19 protein-coding genes and 1 pseudogene are annotated in these 24,818 nt (G+C 48.9%); 12 read left to right on the forward strand and 8 right to left on the reverse strand.

Translation table 11 applies throughout. From position 1 onward, the window contains the following. The first annotated feature begins 2 nt into the window (after positions 1–2). Positions 3–638 (forward strand): FMN-dependent NADH-azoreductase, encoded by a 636-nt coding sequence (locus HQN88_RS33890; RefSeq protein ID WP_173120582.1) that lies wholly within the window; start codon positions 3–5, stop codon positions 636–638. A gap of 359 nt (positions 639–997) precedes the next feature. Here HQN88_RS33890 and HQN88_RS33895 read toward each other — a convergent pair whose 3' ends face one another. Next, positions 998–3,157 (reverse strand): dihydroorotate dehydrogenase, encoded by a 2,160-nt coding sequence (locus HQN88_RS33895; RefSeq protein WP_338118551.1) that lies wholly within the window; start codon positions 3,155–3,157, stop codon positions 998–1,000. Between the two features lie 108 nt (positions 3,158–3,265). Here HQN88_RS33895 and hmpA point away from each other — a divergent pair, with 108 nt between their 5' ends. After that, entirely contained in the window at positions 3,266–4,483 is a 1,218-nt protein-coding gene (hmpA, locus tag HQN88_RS33900) for an NO-inducible flavohemoprotein (protein ID WP_173120586.1), read from the forward strand. An 821-nt stretch (positions 4,484–5,304) separates the two neighbouring features. Here hmpA and HQN88_RS33905 read toward each other — a convergent pair. The 3 genes from HQN88_RS33905 to HQN88_RS33915 all read right to left on the reverse strand — a co-directional run bounded on the left by HQN88_RS33905 (position 5,305) and on the right by HQN88_RS33915 (position 7,709). Further along, complete coding sequence (locus HQN88_RS33905; RefSeq protein WP_173120588.1) at positions 5,305–5,808, reverse strand: Crp/Fnr family transcriptional regulator; 504 nt, start codon at positions 5,806–5,808, stop codon at positions 5,305–5,307. A gap of 72 nt (positions 5,809–5,880) precedes the next feature. After that, entirely contained in the window at positions 5,881–6,387 is a 507-nt protein-coding gene (locus tag HQN88_RS33910) for an HPP family protein (RefSeq protein WP_173120590.1), read from the reverse strand. A 146-nt stretch (positions 6,388–6,533) separates the two neighbouring features. Further along, positions 6,534–7,709, reverse strand: a complete 1,176-nt coding sequence (locus tag HQN88_RS33915; RefSeq protein ID WP_173120592.1) for an ROK family transcriptional regulator — start codon at positions 7,707–7,709, stop codon at positions 6,534–6,536. A 174-nt stretch (positions 7,710–7,883) separates the two neighbouring features. Between HQN88_RS33915 and xylA the strand changes: the two genes are divergently transcribed. Continuing rightward, the gene (gene xylA, locus HQN88_RS33920; protein ID WP_173120594.1) at positions 7,884–9,203 is read left to right on the forward strand and encodes a xylose isomerase; all 1,320 of its coding nucleotides are present in this window, start codon (positions 7,884–7,886) and stop codon (positions 9,201–9,203) included. 460 nt (positions 9,204–9,663) lie between these two features. On the opposite strand, the gene HQN88_RS38530 is transcribed toward xylA, so the two are convergent. Together HQN88_RS38530 and HQN88_RS38535 are read right to left on the reverse strand one after the other, a co-directional pair. After that, the gene (locus HQN88_RS38530) at positions 9,664–9,972 is read right to left on the reverse strand and encodes a YiaA/YiaB family inner membrane protein (RefSeq protein WP_246320617.1); all 309 of its coding nucleotides are present in this window, start codon (positions 9,970–9,972) and stop codon (positions 9,664–9,666) included. Then, positions 9,949–10,128, reverse strand: a pseudogene (locus tag HQN88_RS38535) (YiaA/YiaB family inner membrane protein); the annotation flags it as partial. The pseudogene HQN88_RS38535 and the gene HQN88_RS38530, both read right to left, overlap by 24 nt. A 222-nt stretch (positions 10,129–10,350) precedes the next feature. Between HQN88_RS38535 and HQN88_RS33930 the strand changes: the two are divergent. The 7 genes from HQN88_RS33930 to HQN88_RS33960 all read left to right on the forward strand — a co-directional run bounded on the left by HQN88_RS33930 (position 10,351) and on the right by HQN88_RS33960 (position 21,002). Next, entirely contained in the window at positions 10,351–10,932 is a 582-nt protein-coding gene (locus HQN88_RS33930; protein ID WP_173120596.1) for a TetR/AcrR family transcriptional regulator, read from the forward strand. A 56-nt stretch (positions 10,933–10,988) separates the two neighbouring features. Then, positions 10,989–12,923, forward strand: coding sequence for an alpha/beta fold hydrolase (locus HQN88_RS33935; RefSeq protein ID WP_173120598.1), 1,935 nt, complete (start codon positions 10,989–10,991; stop codon positions 12,921–12,923). Between the two features lie 1,209 nt (positions 12,924–14,132). Next, positions 14,133–15,422, forward strand: coding sequence for a glycoside hydrolase family 18 protein (locus HQN88_RS33940; protein ID WP_173120600.1), 1,290 nt, complete (start codon positions 14,133–14,135; stop codon positions 15,420–15,422). A 185-nt stretch (positions 15,423–15,607) separates the two neighbouring features. Next, the gene (locus HQN88_RS33945) at positions 15,608–18,208 is read left to right on the forward strand and encodes an Ig-like domain-containing protein (RefSeq protein ID WP_173120602.1); all 2,601 of its coding nucleotides are present in this window, start codon (positions 15,608–15,610) and stop codon (positions 18,206–18,208) included. A gap of 184 nt (positions 18,209–18,392) precedes the next feature. Further along, a complete protein-coding gene (locus HQN88_RS33950) occupies positions 18,393–18,797 on the forward strand; it encodes a hypothetical protein (protein WP_173120604.1) in 405 nt (134 codons plus the stop codon). Positions 18,798–18,952: 155 nt separating this feature from the next. Then, positions 18,953–20,083 (forward strand): carbohydrate kinase, encoded by a 1,131-nt coding sequence (locus HQN88_RS33955; protein ID WP_173120606.1) that lies wholly within the window; start codon positions 18,953–18,955, stop codon positions 20,081–20,083. 4 nt (positions 20,084–20,087) lie between these two features. Continuing rightward, on the forward strand, positions 20,088–21,002 hold the full coding sequence (locus HQN88_RS33960; RefSeq protein ID WP_173120608.1) for a pseudouridine-5'-phosphate glycosidase: 915 nt from the start codon (positions 20,088–20,090) through the stop codon (positions 21,000–21,002). A 77-nt stretch (positions 21,003–21,079) separates the two neighbouring features. Here HQN88_RS33960 and HQN88_RS33965 read toward each other — a convergent pair whose 3' ends face one another. Further along, positions 21,080–21,589, reverse strand: a complete 510-nt coding sequence (locus HQN88_RS33965) for a DUF2269 family protein (RefSeq protein ID WP_173120609.1) — start codon at positions 21,587–21,589, stop codon at positions 21,080–21,082. 155 nt (positions 21,590–21,744) lie between these two features. Here HQN88_RS33965 and HQN88_RS33970 point away from each other — a divergent pair, with 155 nt between their 5' ends. Continuing rightward, positions 21,745–22,437 carry a response regulator transcription factor gene (locus HQN88_RS33970; protein WP_173120611.1) on the forward strand — a complete coding sequence of 231 codons (693 nt, stop codon included), beginning with the start codon at positions 21,745–21,747 and terminating at the stop codon, positions 22,435–22,437. Continuing rightward, on the forward strand, positions 22,434–23,792 hold the full coding sequence (locus HQN88_RS33975; RefSeq protein ID WP_173120613.1) for a sensor histidine kinase: 1,359 nt from the start codon (positions 22,434–22,436) through the stop codon (positions 23,790–23,792). The genes HQN88_RS33970 and HQN88_RS33975 overlap by 4 nt, the downstream gene beginning before the upstream one ends. On the opposite strand, the gene HQN88_RS33980 is transcribed toward HQN88_RS33975, so the two are convergent. Then, a complete protein-coding gene (locus HQN88_RS33980; protein WP_173120615.1) occupies positions 23,793–24,380 on the reverse strand; it encodes a nitroreductase family protein in 588 nt (195 codons plus the stop codon). Between the last annotated feature and the right edge of the window lie 438 nt (positions 24,381–24,818).

Consider the following 24,818-nt stretch of genomic DNA (forward strand, 5'->3'; position numbering starts at 1 on the left):
CTTTGGCAACTGTTCTGCATATTACTGCGCATCCTCATGATCATCAAACGTCTTACAGTATGGCCGTAGGCAAAGCTTTCATCGATGCCTATCGCGAAGCGAACCCCAATGACGAAGTGATTCCTGTTGATTTGTATCGTATCCAAGTGCCGCATATTGATGCGGACGTGTTCAGCGGATGGGGTAAGCTGCGCAGTGGACAAGATTTCTCCTCTTTATCTAGCGAGGAAAGCGCTAAGGTTGGACGCATTAGTGAACTCACCGAGCAGTTCATTGCTGCAGACAAATACGTGTTCGTCACGCCGATGTGGAATTTCTCATTCCCTCCTGTGATGAAAGCTTATCTGGATGCTCTTTGCGTAGCTGGCAAAACGTTCAAGTACACCGCAGAAGGTCCTGTTGGCCTTCTTCCTGGCAAAAAGGTACTGCATATCCAAGCGCGCGGCGGCGTGTATTCGGAGGGGCCTGCGGCCGGTATGGAATCTGGTCATCGCTATATCAGCATCATTATGGGCTTTTTCGGAATAACCGACACGCAAGGGCTGTTCGTAGAGGGGCATAACCAGTTCCCTGATAAAGCGCAGCAGATCAAAGAGGACGCGATTGCGCGTGCGAAGGATTTGGCGCATACGTTTTAATAAGGAGCTGTCCCCCAGGATCCATGGATCTTAGGGGACAGTTTTTCTTTGTGGATTGGCGGCATCAGCTCGATGAGCAGCTCTTTAATTAGCAGGAGTTGAGCTGTAAAACGGACACAGATGACCCTAATTGGTTCAAAAGTACCCATTTGCATGGCTAACGGACATGATAGTCGCTATTTGCTTTTTTGGCACATGCTAATCGCAAAAAATGGATGAATAACGTCGTAGGCGTCCGTTACGTGGAAGAAGGGCTTCTTTTCTTGTGAATAAGGTCGCTAGTGTCCGTTAGACTTCCCCTCTATCTAGCAAAAAGCCTCAAACACCACTCACGTGGACATTTGGAAGCTCACTCATCTTTACAGGGATCTAACTGCCGTAACAGTTGCGCCCCCTTTGCCAACGAGATAGGGATATGTTAAATATAATCCGCCTACATACAGCATCACCGCTATGTAAACAGGCAATAAATGTACAAAATCCGTATAGCCAATATGAAAATGCACCACTAATCCAGCTGCGAATCCCGGCAGCCCACCCCAGAGGAATGTCCACCATAACCATCCTTCGCCTTGATTGACACCCCAAAGCGCCGAAGCCGTTATCGCTACTGCTAATGAAAACAGCGCACCACCAAAGCCAGCACGATCATGTGCGATGAGCGGAATCATGGCCTCACTCCAAGCCGACAGCTCCGAAGAAGTTACACCTAAGTAGACCAAATCACTTGGGACGAATACCTCCGTAATGCCGACAATGGAGATCATAAGTCCCCCGATTCCCAGACCAAAGCCAAGTATCACCAAACAGCACTGCCCCCACTGCGCTCTAAACCATACTCGATCATTACGTACACCTGGCGGCTTACGAGACGGATAATCCTTCAAGCCACGCAGCGTCAGCAACAACATCGGGAGCAAAACAACCGCTGCTGCTGCATGAAGCGGATCAAAATAACCATACCCCAGATACAGAAAGAAACTGCCAAAACCGACAACACAAGAAGATATGACGGCCGTTCGCGCCCAGTGCAGCCCGTAACGTAAGCCGTGATGAGCTAACTGATAATAGAAAATGCCAATGGAGATCATCGTACCCGCTAAGGTAATGCGATCATGAGACATGAAATGGAGTAGATGGTTATTGAAACGGATAATTTCATTGCGTGTTTTGCCGAGAAAGTCTTCATCATACGGCAACAGCACTGTCGTTGCTGCAATCAACCAGGCAAGTACGCCGCCGATTATCATCCCTAATCCCAACAGGCTCATCCACCCCCAATTCGCCCAGAAGGAAAGAGTAGGCGGGGATGATGAAGGCTGGAAGGATGAAATCTTCCCTAGCTGGGGGGACGCCAAAGCGACGGAAGACGTAATAACAGCGGTATTAGAATCGGAAGCCTGCTCGTTTAAAGGAACACTGACTTCGTTCCACGAAGCCTCAAAGACAGCCGAAGTCGCAGGAGCTGTGATGCGATCATATAGGATCGCTTCATTGATCCGCTTCGGCAGCCCCGGCCCCGCGTACACGAGCCCGCTGTGCAGCATGACGCTAGTCGCGCCTGCTGCCAACAGCACGCGCGCGTCCTCCGGCTGATGCACGCCGCCGGCCGCCACAATCGCGCTGCGCTCGCCCAGCGACTCGCGCAGCAACCGAACCTTGCTCAGCTGCGCGCTGAGCAAAGCAGCGCCGCCGCTAACGCGCTCGCGGCGAGTGCCCGGCTCCCGCTGCGCGTCGCCGAGGACGACACCGCTGAAGCTTCGCGCGGTGTCCAAAATGGCCCGCAGCTCCCCCTCCGGGAGCTCCTGCGGCACATACAACAGCACCGGCTTGCCCGGGGCTGCCGTTTCTGCCAGCTGGCGCACCTCCGTGAGGTACGCCAAAGCCATTGCCGATGGCCAGCCTTCGCTGAGGCCATCGAGGGTGAACCCCGCCGCGTACGGCGCCAGCTCCTGGAGCAGCTCCCGCTGCTCCTCGGCCGCTTCGCGCGGCGATCTCCCCGGCATCGGCCGCAGCCGCACGAAGTGCGGCAGTCGATGCCCCGTGCCCTTGCGCAGGCGCGCAGCGATCGCCTCCGCGCCGTCGTTCTCGTAGCCATCGGAGTAGACGATGGCTTCCTCTTCCGCCATGCGAGTAATCGATGCATGGCTATGAACAGCTCGGACCGTCACGGGTCCGAGCTCGATGAACCCGAGCCCGAACTGAGCGAGGGCCTTGTGCGCCGTGCCGTGCGGATCAAGCCCGCCGCTGAGGCCGACGGGACAGGCAATCGGCACGCCTGCCAGCTCGCTCGCAAGCTGCGGCGACATTTCCATGTGCCCCATCGTGCGGATCACGAAGGTTCCCCCAGGAATGCGACTTAACCCACCTATCGCATGCAACGTAAGATCTCTTGCCCTTCGCCCGCTAAGGCGGAAAAGCAGTGATTTAAATAACGTGTGATACGACCAATCGGGCATAGGCCGCCTCCTCTTTTGGATGTTAGTTCCAGTATACCGTGTATCCTTCCCTCTGCCCATAGACACACTTTGTTGCGATTCCCTGTGATTCTAATCACAGGGGTTCCATCCATTTGTTCGCTATACTAAAGGCATCAAGTCATTCTACTGGAAATGAGATGATCCGACATGTTAAGCGAACAAACCATCCAAATCATTAAATCCACCGTGCCTGTATTAGAAGTTCATGGTGTCGCGATAACCAAACGTTTCTACGAGAAGCTGTTCACATCTCACCCTGAGCTTCTACATCTGTTCAATCACGCTAATCAAAAACAAGGTCGGCAGCAGGCAGCGTTAGCGAATGCCGTTTATGCAGCAGCGAAACATATTGATCGATTGGAATTGATCCTGCCAGCCGTCAAACAAATTGCCCACAAACATCGCTCTCTTGGCGTTAAACCCGAGCAATATCCCATCGTTGGAGAACATTTGCTAGGTGCAATTAAGGATGTACTTGGCGATGCGGCGACGGACGACATTCTCGGGGCATGGGCTGAAGCCTATGGGGTCATTGCCAGTGCCTTCATTGGCATTGAGTCCGATATGTATACGAATTCCGCTTTGCAGCCTGGGGGATGGTCCGACTTCAGACCGTTCGTCATCGCCCGCAAAGACAGAGAAAGCGACGTTATTACCTCCTTTTACTTAACGCCGCAGGATCAAGGTCCGATTGCTGCATTCGAAGCTGGACAGTATATCAGTGTTCGTGTCCAAATACCCGGCGATACTTACACACATATTCGACAGTACAGCCTCTCTCATGCCGCGGGGCAGCCATTCTACCGAATCTCGGTTAAACGCGAAGACACCAATCCAGCTGTGCCGGCGGGCAAAGTATCTGTCTTTTTACACAATCAGGTTCAAGAGGGAGATGTTCTGTGGCTCTCCGCGCCAGCAGGTGACTTTACATTAGATCAAACAGATACACGACCTGTTACGCTCCTAAGCGGCGGTGTCGGACTTACCCCGATGGTGAGTATGCTGCACGCACTCGCCACCAAGCAGCCGAATCGGAAGGTTACTTTTATCCATGCTGCTCAAAATGGAGAACATCACGCTCTTCGCAGAGAGGTCGAACAGTTGGCTGAAAAGCATCCCCAAGTCACACTTGCTTGGTGCTACGCTCAACCGACAGCTGCCGATACCAATGAGCAGTCTTATCACAAAGAGGGCTATGTCGATCTCCCATGGATCCAAAGCCTTGTTCCGACAGTGGATGGCAGCTTTTACTTCTGTGGTCCCTTGCCATTCATGAAAGCCGTGAACCAATCGCTTATCGCTTGGGGTGTTCCAGAAGCGGATCGTCATTACGAATTCTTCGGTCCTTCCGGTGCTCTTTCCTAAAAACATTCGGAGCTCATCGGCCATAGCAATGCCCTGCTGCAGGTTGGCGAAAGGCATGTATGTACGCCGAGCACCTCATATCATCGTGAAAAACGGCTCTGTGCGCATGATGCGACGGGGCCGTTTGGTTTAAGGGCAGCGCGGATATCTCTCATCGCAGGGGGGAGTCTAACTAACTGGAAAATGTCCATCTAATTGAGCTCATTTCGAGCGAAAAAGATGATTAACTGGATTTTATACAGGTATTTTCGCTACTTTTCACAGACTTGAGGTAAATCACTGAAATTAACCACATATAATCCAGCTATTCTTATTTTTGCGCTAAATTCCACTAATTTAACATCAGAAAATCCATCTAATTTGTTGGAGTGGGAAGGTAGAAGGTTGGGGAGCGGTTAGAGTGTAGTTGGGGAGCAGATGGGAGCAGATGGGAGCAGTTGGGAGCGGTTAGAGCGTAGTTGGAGAGCAGTTTGAGACCAGTTGGAGATCAGTTGGAGATCAGTTGGAGAGCAGTTAGCGCGTAGTTGGTGAGCAGTTGGAGCAGTTAGGACCTAGCTGGTGAAAACCCCAATGATCTTCTGGTTAAGGGTTTGCATTTCTGTTCGTGGAAGTAGCACCTTCCTTCGAGCCATGTCTGCATTTCTTTCGCCGAAAGGAGGGCATTTCCTTCGTGAGGGTTTGCATCTCTTTTCGTGAAAGGAGGGCATTTCCTTCGTGAAGGTTTGGATCTAAAGGTTTGGATCTCTTTTCGTTACAGGGTAAGCCCTTCCCAAAATGAAATTCCGGCTCAAAAGGTTAGAAGACTTTCACTCACCTACTACTTACTTTCTCCCTTTTTCTCGTAACAGCCGATTCACCGTTTCTCGGCGAAGCCCTATGAACTGCCCTATTTCCTCTTGGGTTAGCACGTCGGTCAACTTCAAAGTACCGATATACTGCCCAAACCATGCCTCCATTTTCAACAATTTAGCCGCTGGGGCAACGGCTGTGAGCTGATCAATCCGCTGCTGCATCATGCGCAGCTTCTCCTGCAATTGGCGCGCAATGGTGCGAAAATGGTCTGGATTGCTTTCCAGGTCCTCGTACCAGCGCTCTGCAGGCAGCATTTCAACCTCGCTTGTCACTAGCGCGACCGCCGTTGCATAGTAGGCACTCGGACTAATCAGCGAATGATGCGGAATCGTTTCACCAGGTACAATGATATTCACAAGTGTCGTGTTACCATCTTCATGTGAACGAACAATTTTCAGCAGACCCGAATGCAGCTTGAATAGTGAACCCTTCTCGCCTTGGCGGAACAGGATTTCCCCTTTATGCAATATCATCTACGTATCCCCTTAATGAGAAAAAGCGACAGCACGCTTGGGGCTGATCGCTTTTATGGATATCTTGAACGACTATACTTCTTTTTTCAATGGCTCAAAAGGTGCCCGAATTGACTGACGTGCCTGTGTTATTTTGCCTGATAAGCTCACGTACCAATTCAACTGCTCGACCTTGCCAATCAGCCAAATGGATACTAGTAAACCTGTAAGCGACACGAGAACCGCAATCGGCAATGCCCACATGGATACCGGATGAGCGAAATAAGGGATGAATGAAACCGCCAGGATCGGCGCCGCATTCCATTTGAAAAATTGGATTAACGTAATCGTCACAAGGGCTGTCAGGAAAAAGGAAACGGCTCCCGTGCTAATGGTATAAAAAATACTGCCCATCGTAACCGCAATAATGGCTCCGATAATAATACGGCGTATTTCTCTTATATTGTCTACACGATGCATGAATAGAAAACTAAATGCGCCCAGCGTTGGGTAGAAAACCATCTTCATCGATGGAAAGTGATAGGATGCCCAATAAGCTCCCATCAGATAACAACAAACAACAAGTGAACGAAGAAACATCGTTGGTTCCCGTCCTTTTCTATAATGGGATTCATGAGGCCGATCATGTTCAAAACCAGACCTCTCCCATTTTACAAAATAGACAGAGAATCAGTCAATAACTTTACATGTTATGTTATGTCATTTTTCCCTTATTTTTCACTTGATTAGTTTCGCTCAACCGACACGGTTGTCGAAGCAAAGAACTTCGTCACCGCAAAAGACGCCGCACCAAGCACAGTCGACCGATCACGAAGCTCCGAGAATTCCACCTTCAACTGCTTGCGCGGATGTGGCAAAGAGCGCTTCTCTAACAGATCCAAAAGCGGCTTCATTAGCCACTTTTCACCGCCAGCCAACCGACCACCCAGAATGATAAATTCCGGATTATACGCGTTAATGATGTTCACCACACCGACCCCAAGGTAGTAGCCCAGCCTTTCAAAAAGCTTAATAACCCCTGCGTCGCCACTCTCTGCTTTTGTTAATAAAGACTCCAGATCGACTTCGTGCCCTAGCTCTCGCCCTGCTTGCTCCAACAACGCATGCTCCGATGCGTATAGCTCCCAGCAGCCTAAGCTGCCGCAGCGGCACTTCGGACCATCATGCTGAATCGAGATGTGGCCGATCTCGCCAGAGAATCCTGTCGCCCCGCGATACAGCTCGTTTTTAATAATAATACCCGCACCGATCCCCATACCGATCGAGACATAAATGAGATTCGCGGTGTCTTTGCCTGCGCCGAATTGCTTCTCGCCTACTGCCCCAGCGTTCGCCTCATTATCAATCACAACAGGAAGTCCGAATTCCGCTTCTAACTGGCTCTGCAGCGGCACATTTTCCCATCCTAGATTCGGGGCAAATAATAGATTCCCCTCCTCATCTACGATACCGGGCACACCAAGACCAATCCCAATCACACCATAAACACTCTCTGGTGCTGTTTCAATCAGCTCACGAATCGTCGTTTTGAGTAACTGCGTCACCTGCGCGACAGATTCATTGTGATGCTGGATGCGTTTTTCCCGGATCACTTTACCCGTTAAATCCGTGAGAACAGCCAACATATCATGCACACCAAGATCAACGCCAATCGCATACCCCGCCGTTCCGTTAAAAAGCAGCATCATCGGCTTGCGCCCGCCGCTCGATTCCCCAGCACCGATCTCCTCCACGAGAGAGCTCTCGATCAGTTCATTTACGAGACTAGATACTGTCGCTTTCGTCAGACCTGTAATCTCAGCGATTTTAGCTCGAGAGATCGGTGAATCCGTGCGGATGTGATGCAAGACGATCGTTTTATTTATCTTTTTCACGAGGTTTAAGTCGCCTGTTTGTTTCATAATTATCCTCCATACCGTTCCAAATGCTGCGACTCAATCGCTATGGAAATGATTCTAACATAGAAGACTTTTTCACGCACTAACTAAGTTTGTTTAATGAATTTACAAACTTTCGGAATGATGCTATGATGACTTCATAAGCAGTTATCATTCATTTATACGGAGGCTGAACTCATGAGCTACTTTGACAATGTACAACAAGTTAAATACGAGGGCCCGACATCCACGAACCCACTTTCCTTTAAATTTTACAACCCAGATCAAGTTATTCTAGGCAAAACAATGCGTGAGCATATGCGTTTCGCAGTCGCTTACTGGCACTCTTTCTCCGCTAATGGCTCCGATCCATTCGGTGCGGGCACGAACGTCCGTGCATGGGACAAATTCGAGGGTATGGAACTGTTAAACGCTCGCGTTGAAGCTTGTTTTGAGCTCCTGCATATTTTGGATGTCGACTACTTCGCATTCCATGACCGGGACATCGCATATGAAGGCGCGACCCTGCAAGAAACCAACGCAATCCTCGACGAAGTCGTTGGTTTGATCAAAGATAAAATGGCTTCCACAGGCAAAAAGTTGCTTTGGAACACAGCTAACATGTTTACAAACCCGCGCTTCGTTCACGGGGCTGCAACTTCCAATAATGCAGAAGTTTTCGCTTATGCAGCAGCACAAGTGAAGAAAGCTCTGGACCACGCGAAAGAGCTTGGCTCTGAGAACTACGTGTTCTGGGGCGGGCGTGAAGGTTACGAAACGCTTTTGAACACGGATCTTGGTCTTGAGCTCGACAACCTTGCTCGCTTCCTGCACATGGCTGTGGCTTATGCCAAAGAAATCGGCTACACAGGTCAATTTTTGATCGAGCCTAAACCGAAAGAGCCTTCCAAGCACCAATACGATTTCGATGCAGCGACTACACTTTCATTCTTGCAAAAATACGACCTGCTTCCTTACTTCAAATTAAACCTTGAAGCTAACCATGCAACGCTTGCTGGTCACACGTTCGAGCACGAGCTTCGTGTAGCCCGCGTTAACGGCATTCTTGGCTCCATTGATGCGAACCAAGGTGACTTGTTGCTAGGCTGGGATACAGATGAGTTCCCTACTGACTTGTATTCCACAACAATGGCGATGTACGAAATCCTCTTGAACGAAGGCGGAATCGGCAGCGGCGGCGTGAACTTCGATGCGAAGGTTCGCCGTACTTCTTTCGAAGCTATCGACGTTGTATATGCACACATCGCAGGTATGGACGCATTCGCTCGCGGCTTGCAAGTTGCTGCTAAGTTAATTGAAGATAAAGTATTCGACAACATCCTTGATACGCGTTACGGTTCCTTCAAGTCCGGCATCGGCGCAGACATCGTGTCTGGCAAAGCAGACTTCAAGTCTCTTGAAGCTTATGCGCTTGAGAACAACGCTCCGATTGTGAACCAATCCGGCCGTTTGGAATTGATCAAGGCAACTGTGAATCAATATTTGCTTAACGCTTAATGGTTCTAGAATAACAATCCCGCTTCAGCCTTTGGGCTGGGGCGGGATTTTTTGCAGGTCTATGTCCACTGGGACAACTTGTACAACAAGGCTAAGTGGATTAGCTGGATTGTATGTTGTTACTTTCGCCATATATATCAATTTAATTAAAATAACTGGAAATTGTGTAGTTAAAAATCAGCAGATTCGATCGAAATCAACGATACTGGCAAATTTAGCTGTAGATTTTCCAGCTATTCTTCTGATTTAGCCCAATATGAGAAGAATAGCTGTAGTTTTTACAGGTAAGTGTCCACTAGGCGTACTGTCATCCAAGCGAAGCATCGGAGGTTTAGATCTCCTATCCTTAGGACGCTAAGCAAAAAACCCCTCTTTCGCCCTCAGGCTAGATCGGGATTTCTTATCTTGGATCGCAGCTTCGGTCTCATCCATCGGGTCGCGGCTAACCTTATTCGATCGACTAATCTTCCACCTTAAATTCAGTTGCATGTACGTGCTGCACAGGAGTTAACGCATCGTCATCGTTATTATCACGCACTGTTTTTTGCAGAACAAACGAGGACATGGTCAGGAACAAAGCCGTAACGGCGTAGTACCCTTTAACTGAAAGCAGCTGTTCCAGATTAATGATCCCGATGAACATCCCCAACAAAGCTAAGGCAAATGAGCTCCACGCCAAGAAGGTAAAAGCCGATGTATTCCGTTTCCGTGATTCGTACCCATCCTCCAAATTATCACGAATGACCTTCTGCAGCACGAACGCCGACATGGTGAGAAACAGTGCACACACCGCGAAATACCCCTTCACGCTAAGCGATTCTTCAAGTGTATATATCCCAATAAACATTGCTACAAAAGCTCCAATAAAGGATGCCCATGCCATAAAAGTAAACGCCGTTGTATTCCGTTTCCGCTGATTCATCATCTTAAAATCCCCCTATCGTTGCCAAGCAACGTTATGAATGACTTGCTCTTGATACTCAGTATATGGTGCTGCACCTTTTCCAAATAGTACTATTTTTGAATAGTACCTACTCCTAAGACTAAACCTAAAATTCTTTTTCACACACATTCTAATAACTCCTCTCCCACCTGCATGACATGGAACAATTTGACATTATCTTTTTAGTACTGTATAGTACTATTCATGACAAAGACAAAAAAAATAACCAATCGTGATGTTGTACTTCTGACCGCTAGAAATCTCTTTCTGACTCAAGGCTATTTGGCGACGAGTATGGATGAAATCGTGGTCATCAGCAAGGTGTCTAAGACGAATATTTACTATTATTTCAAAAGTAAGGAAGAGCTCTTAACAGCGATTCTCGATCAGCTTATCGGGGCTTATACACAGCAGATGCAAGAGATCGCAGCTCGTTCAGACTTACCTGTACAGGAGCGCTTTGATCTGTTCCTTCAAGGTATGGCAGGCCCTGAAACTCGTTTCTTAGCCGGCTGTCCCTTCCTCACGCTGTATACCCAGATGCCGCAAGAAGCGGACGAACTTAGACGGAAAGTTGGATTGTTTTTTCAGGATCAAATGCGGCTGGTGGAAGATCTGCTTCTCGAAGGCGTACGCAAAGGAGAGTTCTCTCCTTCTCTTTCTACAAAAGCTGTGGCGGGGCTCATCGTTTCATCACTCGAAGGTGCTCTTTTTCTACAGCATGCGAATCAAGATCCAGCTTTGCTGGGTCAAACACTTGCTACTTTAGCCCAATTGCTAAAGTAATTTTTTTACTCATATTTAGTACTGATTAGTACTACAAAAAAATGGAGGTTATTCATTTGGCACATATTTTTATGACTGGTGGCACAGGATTTATTGGAACCCACACGTTAGCACAGCTTTCGCAAGGGAATCACACGGTGTCTGTGCTCGTGCGGTCTAGTTCGCGTTGGGAACAAATTTGTAAGGGGTTAGGTTGGTCAGACAGTGCTGATACAATCCTAAGTCGCATCCGCCCTGTCATTGGCGATTTGGGTAAGCCTGGTCTTGGCTTGAGTCACTCGGACAGGGAGAAGGTTCTGACCGCAGAAGTCATTATCCATGCGGGCGGGCCAATGGATATTCGGATCAGCGAAGCGGAGGCACGCGTGGTTTTCCTGCAGGCTGCAGAGGAAATGCTTCGATTGGCTGCGGACATTCAACTGCGTGGGGGATTACAGCATTTTATCCATGTTGTCGGGTTCAAAAGCCCCTGGACGGACGAAAACATCCACAATCCCGCTCCCATCATCGCACAATTGGAACAAGGTCCACCGTATGAGCTGATGAAATGCCTCGGGGATTTGCGCATCCGAGAAGGCGCTCAGGAACTGGGATTCCCTCTTTCCATCGTTCATCCCAGCGTGGTCATCGGCAGCTCGCTGCATGGAGAAACGACTCAAACCGGCGGTCTCGGCATTCTTGTCCGAGCTACCGCCCGCGGCTTGATGTCCATCGTACCCGGCGGTTCTACACATTGGTTGCCTCTTGTCCATGTGGATCATGTCGCCTCCTTCGTCAATTTATTAACCAAAGAAGCTACACCGCCACCTACGCAAACTTACTATTTGCTGGATGATCCCAAGGAAGGTCTTTCCATGCAGGAGTTAGTTGCCCTGATTGCCAAAGAACTGCGTGTCAGTAAGCCTCATGGATCCATTTCTCCAACGTGGCTGAGTAAGTTTTTGGGTACACGGTTAGGACAAAAGTTAGGTATCCCCAAGGAGTCCCTTGAATTCATCGTGAAAAAGAAAACGTCTTTTCCGATTGCACCGAAAGATAGCTTGCTGAACAAACATAAACTCGCGAACAAGGTCCAGGAAGAAATGCTGCCTTCTACGATGGCAGATCTTGATTTTCAGCTCGTACATGGTCATATGCCTGCGGAAGGGTTTGTGAGAGGGAAACGAGGGCCATTGGCTAGTTTGGAGCGAAGTCGAAGTGGTACCGGACAGCTTACGAAGAATGAGGGGTTGATTAGGAGCAACGCTGAACTTCGGTTGGAAGGACATCCACTGGCGCAGCATAAAAACACCCTCCTCTTCGTGCACGGCACACTAAGCGGAGCGGATTGCCTGCTCCCTCTGGCTGCGCAGTTCCCAGAGCACGACGTCTGCCTGGTCGATCTGCCAGGCTTCGGGCGCTCGCCCTACCATCACGCTGCCGACGTGATGGAGGGCCATATCGCTGCGCTCGTCGAGGCGATTCGCGCCTTCGACAGCCCGGTCACGCTCGTGGGCCACTCGCTGGGCGGCCTCCTGGCCGCCCACGCCTACGCTCGCGTGCCGGAGCGGATCCACAGGCTGCATCTGCTGCAGCCTGCCCTGCAACCAGCCGCGCGCATGTACCGCAGCGCGCGTCTCAACCAGCTCGCGCTGCGCCGACTGCGCGAGAAAAACCTGCGGAAGCAGCTGCTGGCGCAGCGCTGCTTCGTGGACATAAGTGACATACCGGCTTCGTATGTCACTTATGTCCTGCAAGAACTGCAGTCGCCGCGTGTGCGGAAGACGACTGCCGAGACCCTCTCTGCGCTGACACGCGCAGAGGCATTCCCTCCGCAGCAGCAGGCGAAGCTGCTGCGGGAGGCTTCGATCCTGTGGGGCACACAGGATCGCGCTATGCCTTGGGCGGAGGAGCTTCGCTCCGCCCATACGTTGGAGATCGAGGCAGCGCACCATTTCCCGATCTCGCATCCCGAGCTGACAGCCCAGTTGCTACGGCAGCAAGGGCTGTAACCAAGCTCGCCGCCTCATCCGTCGTCATTCGTTTTTCATTCGTCTGCTACATCCGTCTTTTATTCGTCATCATTTGTCCTTCATCCGTCTGCTGCATTCTTCTTTCATCTGTCATCATTCGTCTTACATCCATCTCTCCCTACCCGCCCCCTCCCCGACTCTCCCCCATTATGAGAAGTGAGTAATTAGGGCTGTAATGTGGTGTGGGGTTATGTGTAATGCGGTGTTATCTGTGCTATCAATGGTATCTGTGCTATCTGCGCTATCTGCGCTATCCGTGCTATCTGTGCTATCTGTGCTATCAGTGTTATCTGTACTATCCGTGCTATCTGTGTTATCTGTGTTATCTGTGCTATCTGTGCTATCCGTGTTATCTGTGTTATCTCTGTTATCTGTGTTAGCTGCGTAATGTGAGATTATGTGTGTATTGAGATTAATTGAATAGTTGTCACGCTAAAAAGAATGTGGGAAAAGTCGAGTAATGTAATTAATCCCCTCCCCTGTCAAAAATGCAAAAAAGCACTTTCCGAATGGATTCCTCCCCCATCTTTTGAAATTGATGCAAATAGGCATCAATTTAGAGTGATCTCAGGAGATTATCCTGAAATACGTAAAAAAGGTTGCCTATTTGCACGCATTTAGTCCATTCGACCATAAATGAGTAGAAAAGGTTGTATTTTTGCATTTTTGAGTAAGGGGAGAGGAAGTTTCACAGCCGACGTGTGGCCGAGAGGCGCACGCGGTGAGGGCTTAAAGAAAATGAGCAATCCCACCACTCCCTGCCGCTAACCCACGCTGTCTTCACGCCTACAAACCTCTCGCTCCCCCAAGTCCTCGGCATCCCGCCCGCGCCAGCAATATCTCATCTGCCGAAATGCCACCCGATTACCCAACCTGACAACATTGCCCCTACCTAGGGGCTCCAGAGGCGAGCTCTTTATCTTTTTCCCCTAAGTTTCCCCCAAGACATTCACCTAACGCCTATCAGCGGAATAACATATGAGAAAACCTTTGACGAGGTCATTCCAGGGATGAGCGATCACGGTTAAGAGGTTAGTTTTATCGAAAAGCAGGCTCGGATACAGTCATTTCCGACTCCCCATTTCCTGAGCCTCCCACCTTGGGTGTCTCAATTGCGCTTTAGCGAGTTTCAGCCACTGAGACTACCATGTAGGGCGGCTCGGTCATTTTTTTAAGGAGGCATAACTTATGCAAATTCACGTTGTCCAAAAGGGGCAAACGTTGTATCGTATTTCGCAAGCCTACGGCATGTCGGTCGAGGAGGTCGCAGAGGCGAATGAGTTAACTCCCTCTCAATCGTTAGTCATCGGACAGGCATTAGTCATTCCGATTGTTGGCTCCTACTATTGGGTACAGCCTGGTGAGGGCCTCTACCGAATCGCACAAAAGCTCGGCATTGACCTAGATGTGCTCGCATCTACTAACGGACTTACGCTATATCAACCATTGCCCAGCGGTTATCGATTATATATCCCCCCTGCCCCACGCAGACAAGCCGAAGTTAATGCCTATATTGAACCTAGAGGGACGGATGTGTCACCTGTTCTCGTTCAAGCTGCCCGCGAATCCGCACCTCATTTGACCTACTTAGCTCCCTTCAGCTTCCGCATTAACCGAGATGGAACCTTGGTTAATCCTCCACTTAACGATTTGCGAGAAATCGCTCAGCAGCATGGCGTCACCCTCATGATGGTGGTCACCAACCTCGAGAATGATCAATTCAGCGCAGAACTGGGGCATGTGATCCTAACGGACGAAGCTGTTCAAAATCGTTTGCTCGATACTATCGAGACGACAGCGGATAAGCTTGGATTTAAAGATATTCATTTTGACATTGAACATCTTCTCCCTGCGGACCGCGAGGCGTATAACAAGTTCCTTCGCAAAGCGGTAGATCGCTTCCATCAGAAAGGCTATCTCGTATCCACGGCACTCGCACCCAAAACAAGTGCAACACAAGCTGGTGCTTGGTACGAAGCTCATGATTATAAAGCCCATGGCCAAATTGTGGATTTTGTCATCATCATGACTTACGAATGGGGCTACAGTGGCGGGCCACCTATGGCCGTTTCCCCGATTGGACCTGTTCGCAAAGTGTTGGAGTACGCACGCAGTGAAATGCCCTCTTCCAAAATCATGATGGGTCAAAATTTGTACGGCTACGACTGGACGTTGCCCTTTGTCCAAGGCGGCGCCTACGCCAAAGCGATTTCACCGCAGGCAGCTATTGATCTGGCCCGCAAGTATAACGCGCAAATTTTATATGACTACACCGCGCAAGCGCCACATTTTAACTATTGGGATGACGCGGGAAAGGAGCATACCGTCTGGTTCGAGGATGCTCGCTCTATTCAAGCTAAGTTCCGTTTGATCGAAGAGCTCGGACTTCGCGGCATTAGTTATTGGAAGCTTGGACTCAAGTTCCCGCAGAACTGGCTGCTGCTCCAAGATAATTTCAAAATTGTGAAACGCGGTTAACGCGTTGAGCACCCTCCCCGCAAGCGCGTGTAGATGGTGGGGTTCTCTTTTTCGACATAATCAACAAAATCTCAACAAATTAAATCATCATTTCCCTTCATTTTTCGCGATGAAATGCCGATAAAATAGATATCTATTTTCAGCAAGCAGATTCTAGCAACAGCTTTAATGGAGGGAAATGAAGCATGAAATGGTTTTCTCAAAGTAAGTGGTTGTCCCTAGTCGTCATTTTCGTTCTTGCAAGTCAGGCTATTTTCACCGGAAGTGCTTTCGCCGCGAATGACATTTCCAAATTAGTTCTGAACAAAAATGAACTTAACTTGCAGGTTGGCGATACAGCTAATCTGACAGCAACGGCCGTTTTCACAAGTGGCTCCACGGAGAATGCAACGGTCAAAACCGATTGGAACTCCGGCACGACCGATGTAGCAACTGTCTACGCGGGTGTCGTGACAGCCAAAAAAGAAGGTAAAGCCGTCATTACGGCCACCTATCTTGGAGAGACTGTTATCGTTAACGTAACGGTTACGAAAAAAGTTAAATCGTTAACCACCGACAAGCAAGCCATTGATCTTCGTCTCAATGGAACGAGCCAAGTGCTGATAACAGCTTATTATGACGACGGTACTTCTGCAGATGTAACAAGTAAAGCAGACTACACAGTCGCATCCAGCTCTGTCGCTACGGTGACGAATGGTCTAGTTAAAGGACAAAACCCGGGAAGCACGACCATCACGGTAACTCATATGAATCAATCGATCGTTTTGGATGTCGATGTCGAGGTTGTACGTCGTCTTGATGCAGAGAAATCCAATGTTTCCTTACTTCTTAAGGGGACTTCCGTGCTTGAATTAACGGCGACATACCCGGATGGCACGAAAGATAACGTAGCTGCGAAAGCGGTATGGACATCCGACAAGCCAGAGGTAGCAGATGCCCTTAAAGGAACAATTACCGGATACAGTGTTGGTAAAGCGACTTTAACTGCAACCTATGGTACCAAATCAACGACAATTACGGTTGATGTGGATAGCACGGTGAAACTTGAGTTAGATAAACAAAGTATTTTGTTAAAGAAAAATGGGACAGGCACGTTAAAGCTTAACGCTACCTATCCAACAAGCACTACGCCTACGGATATTTCGGAACGTGCAGAATGGACTTCCAGCGATGAGAGTATCGTTTCTGTAACCAAAGGCAAGCTCATCGGGAACGCAATTGGCGAAGCAACGATCTCTGCGAAGTATGGCGACAAAACAGTCACAGCGAAAGTTGACGTTGAGGTTCCACGTCGTTTGGTCGTGAGCAGCGAGCTCGTTGTCTTGAAAACAGATGAAACTCAGCAAGTTGAGTTATTTGCAACCTATGCCGATGGCACAACAGATAATCTCGTAAAAGATAGAGCCGTATGGAGTGTAGATAATGAAGAAATCGCTACGGTAACGAATGGACTTATCAAACCGTATAAAGCTGGTGTTGCGAATGTAACGGCTACCTATGGCGGCAAAACGACGACAACTCGAGTTGAAGTTGACATCCCTAACACCATCACATTAGACAAGAAAACAGTAAATATGCAAGTCGGAGATTCTACTACTGTCACAGTTACTGCGAATTTCAAAGGCCGCACGGATGACGATCTGAATGACAAAACTAAATGGACATCAAGTAACCAAGATGTTGTTGAGGTTCGTGACGGTATCATTACGGGTATTGCTAACGGGGCTGCTACGGTGACTGCTGAATACGGTACGCGTAAAGCAACTGTACAAGTTTCGGTAGGCGAATTGAAGACTCTTACGATTAACCAAGAGAAATTAACGATGAAGAAGGCCGAAACAGCAACCCTTACTGCAGAAGCAATGTATACCGATGATACCAAGAAAACGGTAACCGCTGATGTCATTTGGACAAGCAGTAATGTTAAAGCCGCTACTGTTGACAAGGGTGTCGTAAAAGCCATCGCGTCCGGTGAAACTACAATTACCGCTCAACTGGACAACAAAACAGTTACGATTCCAGTAAAAGTGGATATGGCTAATGAGTTAAAATCCAATGTAGCTAGCTTGGTTTTTGATTTAAATGAAACGAGATTGATTAAAATTACAGCAACAGATGACGACGGCGAAGATGTTTTAGTAACGACCGATGTAGAATGGAAGTCCAGCAATACAAGCATTGCTACCGTATCTAAGGGTCTTGTTACACCTGTTGCCCGCGGTAAAGCAACCATTACGGCAACTTATGGTGGAAAATCAGTCTCTGTACCCGTTGAAATCGGTGTGATTGATAGCTTAACAGCGAATAAATCTTTTTTTGTAACGAAAAGCGGATCTGAAACGCAACTAAAATTAACCGCAACATTGTCCGATGGCTCAACGAAAGACGTCACGGATAGCGCAACTTGGAAAGTTTCTTCTTATAAGCTAGGTACGGTTGAAAAAGGTCTTTTCACAGCGACTGCTTCAGGAAAAACAACCATCACGGGATCCTTCGGTGGTAAAACGGTCTCTATTCCTGTTGAAATCGATACCTTGAAATATTTGAAAACCAACATCGTTAAGCTTACGCTGAAGGAAGGCGAAACCGCCAAAGTCGAAGCTATAGCAACCTATTCGGATGGATCTGAGGATGATGTTACCAAACCAGCATTATGGACAACATCCAACATCATGAACGCAGACGTTAAGGATGGCGTTATTAAAGCAACTGGTAAAGGAACCGCACGTATTTCCATTACTTATGGCAATATGAGAACGACGGTTCAAGTGACCATCACGAAGTAAAATAAAACTATGCCAGAACCGTTGTCTTCCTAGCTATCTAGGAGGAAACGGTTCTTTTTTGTTCTACACGACAAGTGCCTCCATTACCTCCTTGATTCTCATGTATAACTTCTCATTCGCAGGGGAATATATGCTTACCTACACTGAATGACCCCTATCTACTAAATACCTGGAGGTATGGATAATGGTTACCCGCTCTGTCAAATTAGCTTCGATTTCTTTCCTTACTTTTTCGCTTCTGCTCGGTGAACATCAATATCGGTTGCACGCCCACGATCACAATACGCATGTGACAGAGAGCGACAATTTACAGCATGTAAAGAGTGGCTCTGCCACGATGTATCAAACCAATCCCTTTGGCATGCCAGGGGCAGACACTCGTTTACTCCCAATGACGAACTTGAATGGCTACGCTGCCGCTTATGGTATTACCCCACCAACAACCCTGAATAGTTCCACCCTTAAAGCACAATCTGTCGCTGCTAAGCCAAAAGATAAAACGAAACCTTGGTACAGTTATCTCGGTTTATTGGGGTTACTTGGATTGCTCGGACTGGGGTCACGCTCCAACTCTTCGTATTCGGAATAGCTGCTTGCTTAGCATGCATAGCCACTAATGAAGCCTAGTTCCTGATTCGGGAACGGGCTTTTTGGTATGCAACTATAAACATTTGTTTATATGATAGACTTTTGTTTTGAGGTGCGTTAGAATAAGGGGAGAACGACGAAGGAGGGTTGCTTTGCATGGATCGCGAACAGCAAATCCTAGCGCTTATCCGTCAAAATCCATTCATTTCCCAGCATGAAATGGCCGGTATTATCGGGATCTCCCGCTCCGCTGTGGCTGGTTATATTGCCTCTTTGACCAAAAAGGGGACGATTCGCGGCAGAGCGTATGTCACCTCGGATGAACATATGATTTATTGCATCGGCGGAGCCAATCTCGACAGCAAAGCCACAAGCAAGCATGCGATCCGCCTAGCTTCCTCAAACCCTGTAACGGTAACCGAATCTTGTGGCGGCGTTGCTCGCAATATCGCTGAAGCTTTAGCTGGATTGGCTTGTCAAACCGCACTCCTTACTGTGGTTGGCGACGACAAAGCAGGCCAGTGGGTGCTGGAGGAAACAAAGCGCCGTGGTGTTGATGTCAGCCAAGCCATCGTGCTGAATGGCGAGAATACGGGGTCCTACACCGCGCTCCTGGATACTTCAGGGGAGATGTTTCTCGCTTTTGCCAATATGGACATCTACGATAAATTGTCACCCGCGATGCTTCGCGATAAATGGTCCCATATTGCCGCTGCCAAACTTGTGATTGCAGATACCAATCTACCTACCGACACCTTGGAGGAGCTGATTCGTCGCTGCCAGGAGGAGAATATCCCCCTCTTCATTGATCCTGTATCTTCGGAGAAATCGAAGAAGCTTCCGACAGACCTTTCTGGTGTAACGGCTATTTTCCCGAATTTAGAAGAAGCTGTTCAACTCGCACAAACTCCCTTAACCATGGATCAGGATGTCATTGATATATTTTATGTAGAGCCTGATCATGGCAAAATTGCTCAAACCATTCGAGATCGCGGTGTGAAGCATGTTTTCATTACACTTGGGAGCCAAGGGGTCTACTATGCGGGAGAAGAAGGGGAACATTTCTTTCCCTCCATTCCTACCCAGGTTGTTGAGGTTACAGGCGCAGGCGACGCCTTCTTAGCGGGTATTGTCTACGGAGTTAGCCATCAAAAATCCTATATGAAATCTTGCGAATTCGGTCTTGCTGCTGCTCACATAACGCTTCAAACTAGTCAATCCACGTCCAGCGAGCTGAACGAGGAACGCCTACAACTTACGATGAACACCATGACCAAAGGAGACTAAACCCATGTTATCTAACTCATATTTAACTTTTACCGATGAAGTGAAGGAAGCTCTCGCGAACAATAAACCAATCGTGGCGTTGGAAACGACCATTATTTCTCACGGCATGCCCTACCCGCAAAACATTGAAATGGCGAAAAAAGTGGAGCAAATTATCCGCGATAATGGCGCTGTTCCAGCAACCATCGGCATTATGGACGGTAAAATTAAGATTGGCTTAAACGAGCAGGAGCTCGAAGCTTTTGCAACGAATGGCCATGTGGAAAAAGTGAGCCGCCGCGACTTCCCGTACATCCTTTCCTCGGGCAAAATCGGTGCAACCACGGTATCTGCAACGATGATCGGCGCTGCCCTTGCTGGCATCGAAGTGTTCGCTACCGGCGGTATTGGCGGTGTCCACCGCGAGGGAGAATCCTCCATGGACATCTCCGCTGATTTGACGGAGCTCGCGGCAACCAACGTCGCTGTCGTTTGCGCTGGCGTGAAATCGATCCTCGACATCGGACGTACGCTCGAGTACTTGGAAACACACGGCGTGCCCGTGGTTGGTTACCAAACGAGCGAGTTCCCGTCCTTCTACGCCCGCGAGAGCGGCTATGGCGTAGACTTCCGCCTCGATGAGGCGGCTGACGTGGCCGCCATGCTCCGCACGAAGTGGGAGCTCGGCCTTAGCGGCGGCGCCGTCATCGCTAACCCGGTCCCAGCGGAATCTGCTATGGACCATGCCCAAATCGAGGCCGTCATCCAGCAGGCGCTGAATGAGGCCAAAGAGCAAAATGTGACCGGGAAGAAGGTCACGCCTTTCTTGCTAGCGCGGATTAAGCAGCTGACGGAGGGCCGCAGCCTGGAGACGAACATCGCGCTCGTTTATCACAATGCGCAGACCGCCGCAAGGATCGCGGTTGCGCTAAAGAACTAGAATAGACTCGCTCCTCTCGTGGGGGCGAGTTTTTTTGTATAACAACAGACGGAATTAAAGTTGATAATCAACTTCAATTAGCCTGCAACCGCCTGCTTTTTCTTTTTCCATGGCCGAATCACCGAAACACAAATAATAAACACCGTGACAGCGACTTGAAAATAGATAGCATATTGACGCAACGTCTGGTTATGCAGAAATTCTGGGTTGGTCAGTGCCAGTGCTTTCTCTGTCTCTAAGAGGGTCATATTGGCCAGCATCAACTTATCCACAACGAATATGCCAATGATGGTCTGTCCGACAAAAAGAATCCATTTCACAGTGACCCACCGGTGCTTGAAGAATCCCCAACTGGTCAGCAGCCCGTACAAAAAGCCCACAAGCAGCGTACCTACCGCCCCGGTTCGAATAATGCTGTCGCTGATGATCACAATTCTTTTGTAAGTGGCCAATGTATCATCATAAGTAGCAAGACTAATGCCCATATTTAAAGCTAATGAACTCATTATGCCGCCAAAGAACAGCGCTACAAGTGAGATATGCACAATTTTTAACCATTTCATGCCGATTGGACTTAATTTTGTCATCAATAATCCTCCCTAAGTGGTTAACTAAGGAGCATTATACTTGCATCATGTTGCGAACTTGTGAAGATCCATTGCGATTTGGATGAATGTCCCCACAAGCAGGTAGAGTAAAGGTATACTAAGCATAATTCGTTACGGAAATGAGGATTATTGGCATGACTCACACGCTTTTACTCGTCGATGATGAGCGGCAGGTGCTTGAATTCATGGAGCCCTACCTGCATCAGGAAGGCTTTCATATTGTTACAGCTACAACAGGAGCACAAGCTTTAGCACTTGCTGGCGAACATAAACCTGCACTCGTGGTGCTAGATTGGATGCTGCCGGAAATGAGCGGAATCGAGGTCTGTCGACGTTTGCGCAGCGGATCCAGCCACATTGGGATTATCATGGTGACGGCGCGAACGGATGAGACGGACAAAATTGTGGGACTTGAGGTCGGCGCCGATGATTATTTAACGAAGCCATTTTCGCTGCGGGAGCTGGCAGCCCGTATTCGCTCCGTTCTGAGAAGGCTCGCTGTCCATGATGAGGGCGACACCGAGGAGCTTCAGCGTGGCGATCTGACGATTCATGAAGCGAAATGCCTCGTGCGCAAACGGGGTCAAGACATCTCGCTCACCCCAACAGAATTTAAGCTGCTTCTTACACTAGCCGCAAGACCTGGGATCGTTTACAGTCGACTTCAATTGCTGCAAAGCGCGTTGGAGGATGATTTTCTAAACGATGAACGTACGGTAGATGCGCATATTAGTCATCTGAGGAAGAAAATAGAGGACAATCCGTCTGCCCCTCTTTTTGTGCAAACCGTATATGGGTTTGGGTATCGCTTCGGTGATCGGCTATGAGTGTCCGGCGTAAGCTTTTTATCATGATGATTGCCTTTATTGTAGGGATGGGCATCATCTTTGCAGTGGTCACGCAGTTCTTGATGAGGGATGTGCTGCAGGTAATGGTTGAAGCCTCACGGAAGGATGAAATAGGCGAAATCTCACAGTCTCTTGCGCAGTATTATCAAACGAACGGAGACGCGTGGACAGGAATTGAAGCCTATTGGACGGCTCACCCTCCGAAAATCTTAGGCGTAAAGGAGGCTAGTGTGATCCTTTTGGCTTCGGATTCCCGTGTTCTGTTAACGAGTGGAGATACTCCTTCCAAAAAGGTTCAGACATTCGGTATTCGAAGTAACCTCATGTTAGGCGAGAGGCGGATTGCTACGCTGATTTACCATGATGCAGGCGCGGAAGTCATCTCTCAGCTGCGCATCGGCGTTCTCAGCTCAACCCGTTTTCTCCTCATGATCGGAACATTCGTCTTCGTGTTAGTTTCCCTATTTCTGATCTATTGGCTCGCTCGAAGGCTGACTGCTCCTCTTCGAGCGCTCATTCCTGTGCTGGATCGATTGGGCAAAGGGGAGTACGGCATTCAAGCGCCTGTGACCAGCCAGGATGAGTATGGCAAGGTAGCTGAAGCCTTTAATGTGATGTCGGCCCAACTGGACCAAGCAGAATCACTGCGCCGTAACATGGCCGCTGATGTGGCACATGAGCTGCGCACACCGCTGACCATCATCAGCGGCAAACTCGAACTGCTCCAGCAGGAGGCGAAGCCTCTTGCACCAGAGGTGCTGCTGCCGCTACAGGACGAGCTGATACGGCTAACGCGGCTCGTTGATGATCTCCATCAGCTGTCGCTGGCAGAAGCCAAAAAGCTTCCGCTGGAGCGGAAGCCTGTTGATATGCTTAGCCTTCTTGGGCGCATCGTGGAACATTTCGCACCGGATGCACAGCGTAAGGATGTGAAACTCTCCCTTCATTGTGCTGCTGAAAATACGGTTCTGTGGGTCGATGCTCATCGCATAACCCAAGTGTTCTATAATCTGCTGACCAATGCTATTCGGTATACCACCGAGGGCGGCCGAGTGGAAGTTTGGATAGAGAAGCATGACGACCAACACCTTCGTCTCTCCGTTCGCGATACAGGCATGGGCATTGATGGGGCACATTTACCCTTCTTGTTCGAGCGTTTCTACCGGATGGATGAAGCTCGTGCCCGTAACAGCGGCGGTATGGGACTTGGTCTCGCTATCGCCAAACAATTGATATTGGCCCATAAAGGGACCATCGAAGTGAGCAGTCAGTTAGGGGAAGGCTCTGTATTCACAGTCACACTTCCCTTCCATGAGCGTGTTGCCCCGGAGTAGTTACTCCGTTATCCATTGCGTTTTTAAGGCAAAAGGGACACGCGCTGCTTTCGTTGGTATAACTTCCGGATAACCAATGTAAATAAAACCGACCATTTCTTCTTTGCCTGAGAGGCCGAAGTTCTCTTGCATTTTCGGATGATACGTGGGATCACCAGTACGCCAGATGGTGCCCAAGCCCAAGGCATGCGCAGCTAGCATCATATTCTGTATGGCGCAATGAACAGCCGCGTATTCTTCAATTACGGGTACGACGGGCTTCTCAGCCGGGGAGACAGCTACAGCAATCACGAGCGGAGCTCGGAAAGCTTTTTTCTCGTTGCTGCTGCGCAGCTGCTCTTCTTCTTCCTCCGACAGTGCCGCATCTGCACCTGCCTTCGCTTCCGTAATGGCAACTTCGGCATACCCGCGTCCCAACAGCTTTCTGCCTTCACCCGTCATCACCCAGAACCGCCAAGGCTCCGTATTCGCATGATTCGGTGCCCAGACAGCAGCTTCTAATATCTCTTCGATCAGCGCGTGCTCGATGGGATCCTGCTTAAGCTTCCCAATGCTGCGCCGCTGACGGATTGCTTCTTTCACATCCATGCTCTCACTCCCATTTCATTTCATATCTAAGTCTAATGTACATGTTCCCATGGTTATTTTCAATTTCTGATATGCCTCCGTTTGAATCATCGGCATGATGAATCAATAACCTAACTAGCTTGTGCGAATGACAGTTGCAAGATAGGGATATTGGTGGTGGCCAAGTAGCTAATGTTTGAACTCTCCCCGAGGATAGATGGAAAAAGCACAGTTAAATCAGCACGATTTCCCCGATTTAGTTAAATAGCTGGATAACATGTAGGTAATTCCGTCCGTTTCCAGCAAAACTGACAGATATTCCGAAAATAACTACCCTTTTGCTCTTCTGTCAAGAAAGTGGACGTCACTAAGTTATGCAACTTGCTGGTAGTATAGCTGCTCAAATTGCTCAGGTGACATGTAACCAATTGTGCTATTCGACCTTGTCCTGTTGTAAAA

The sequence above is a fragment of the Paenibacillus qinlingensis genome, from assembly GCF_013204845.1.
Classification (GTDB): domain Bacteria; phylum Bacillota; class Bacilli; order Paenibacillales; family NBRC-103111; genus Paenibacillus_E; species Paenibacillus_E qinlingensis.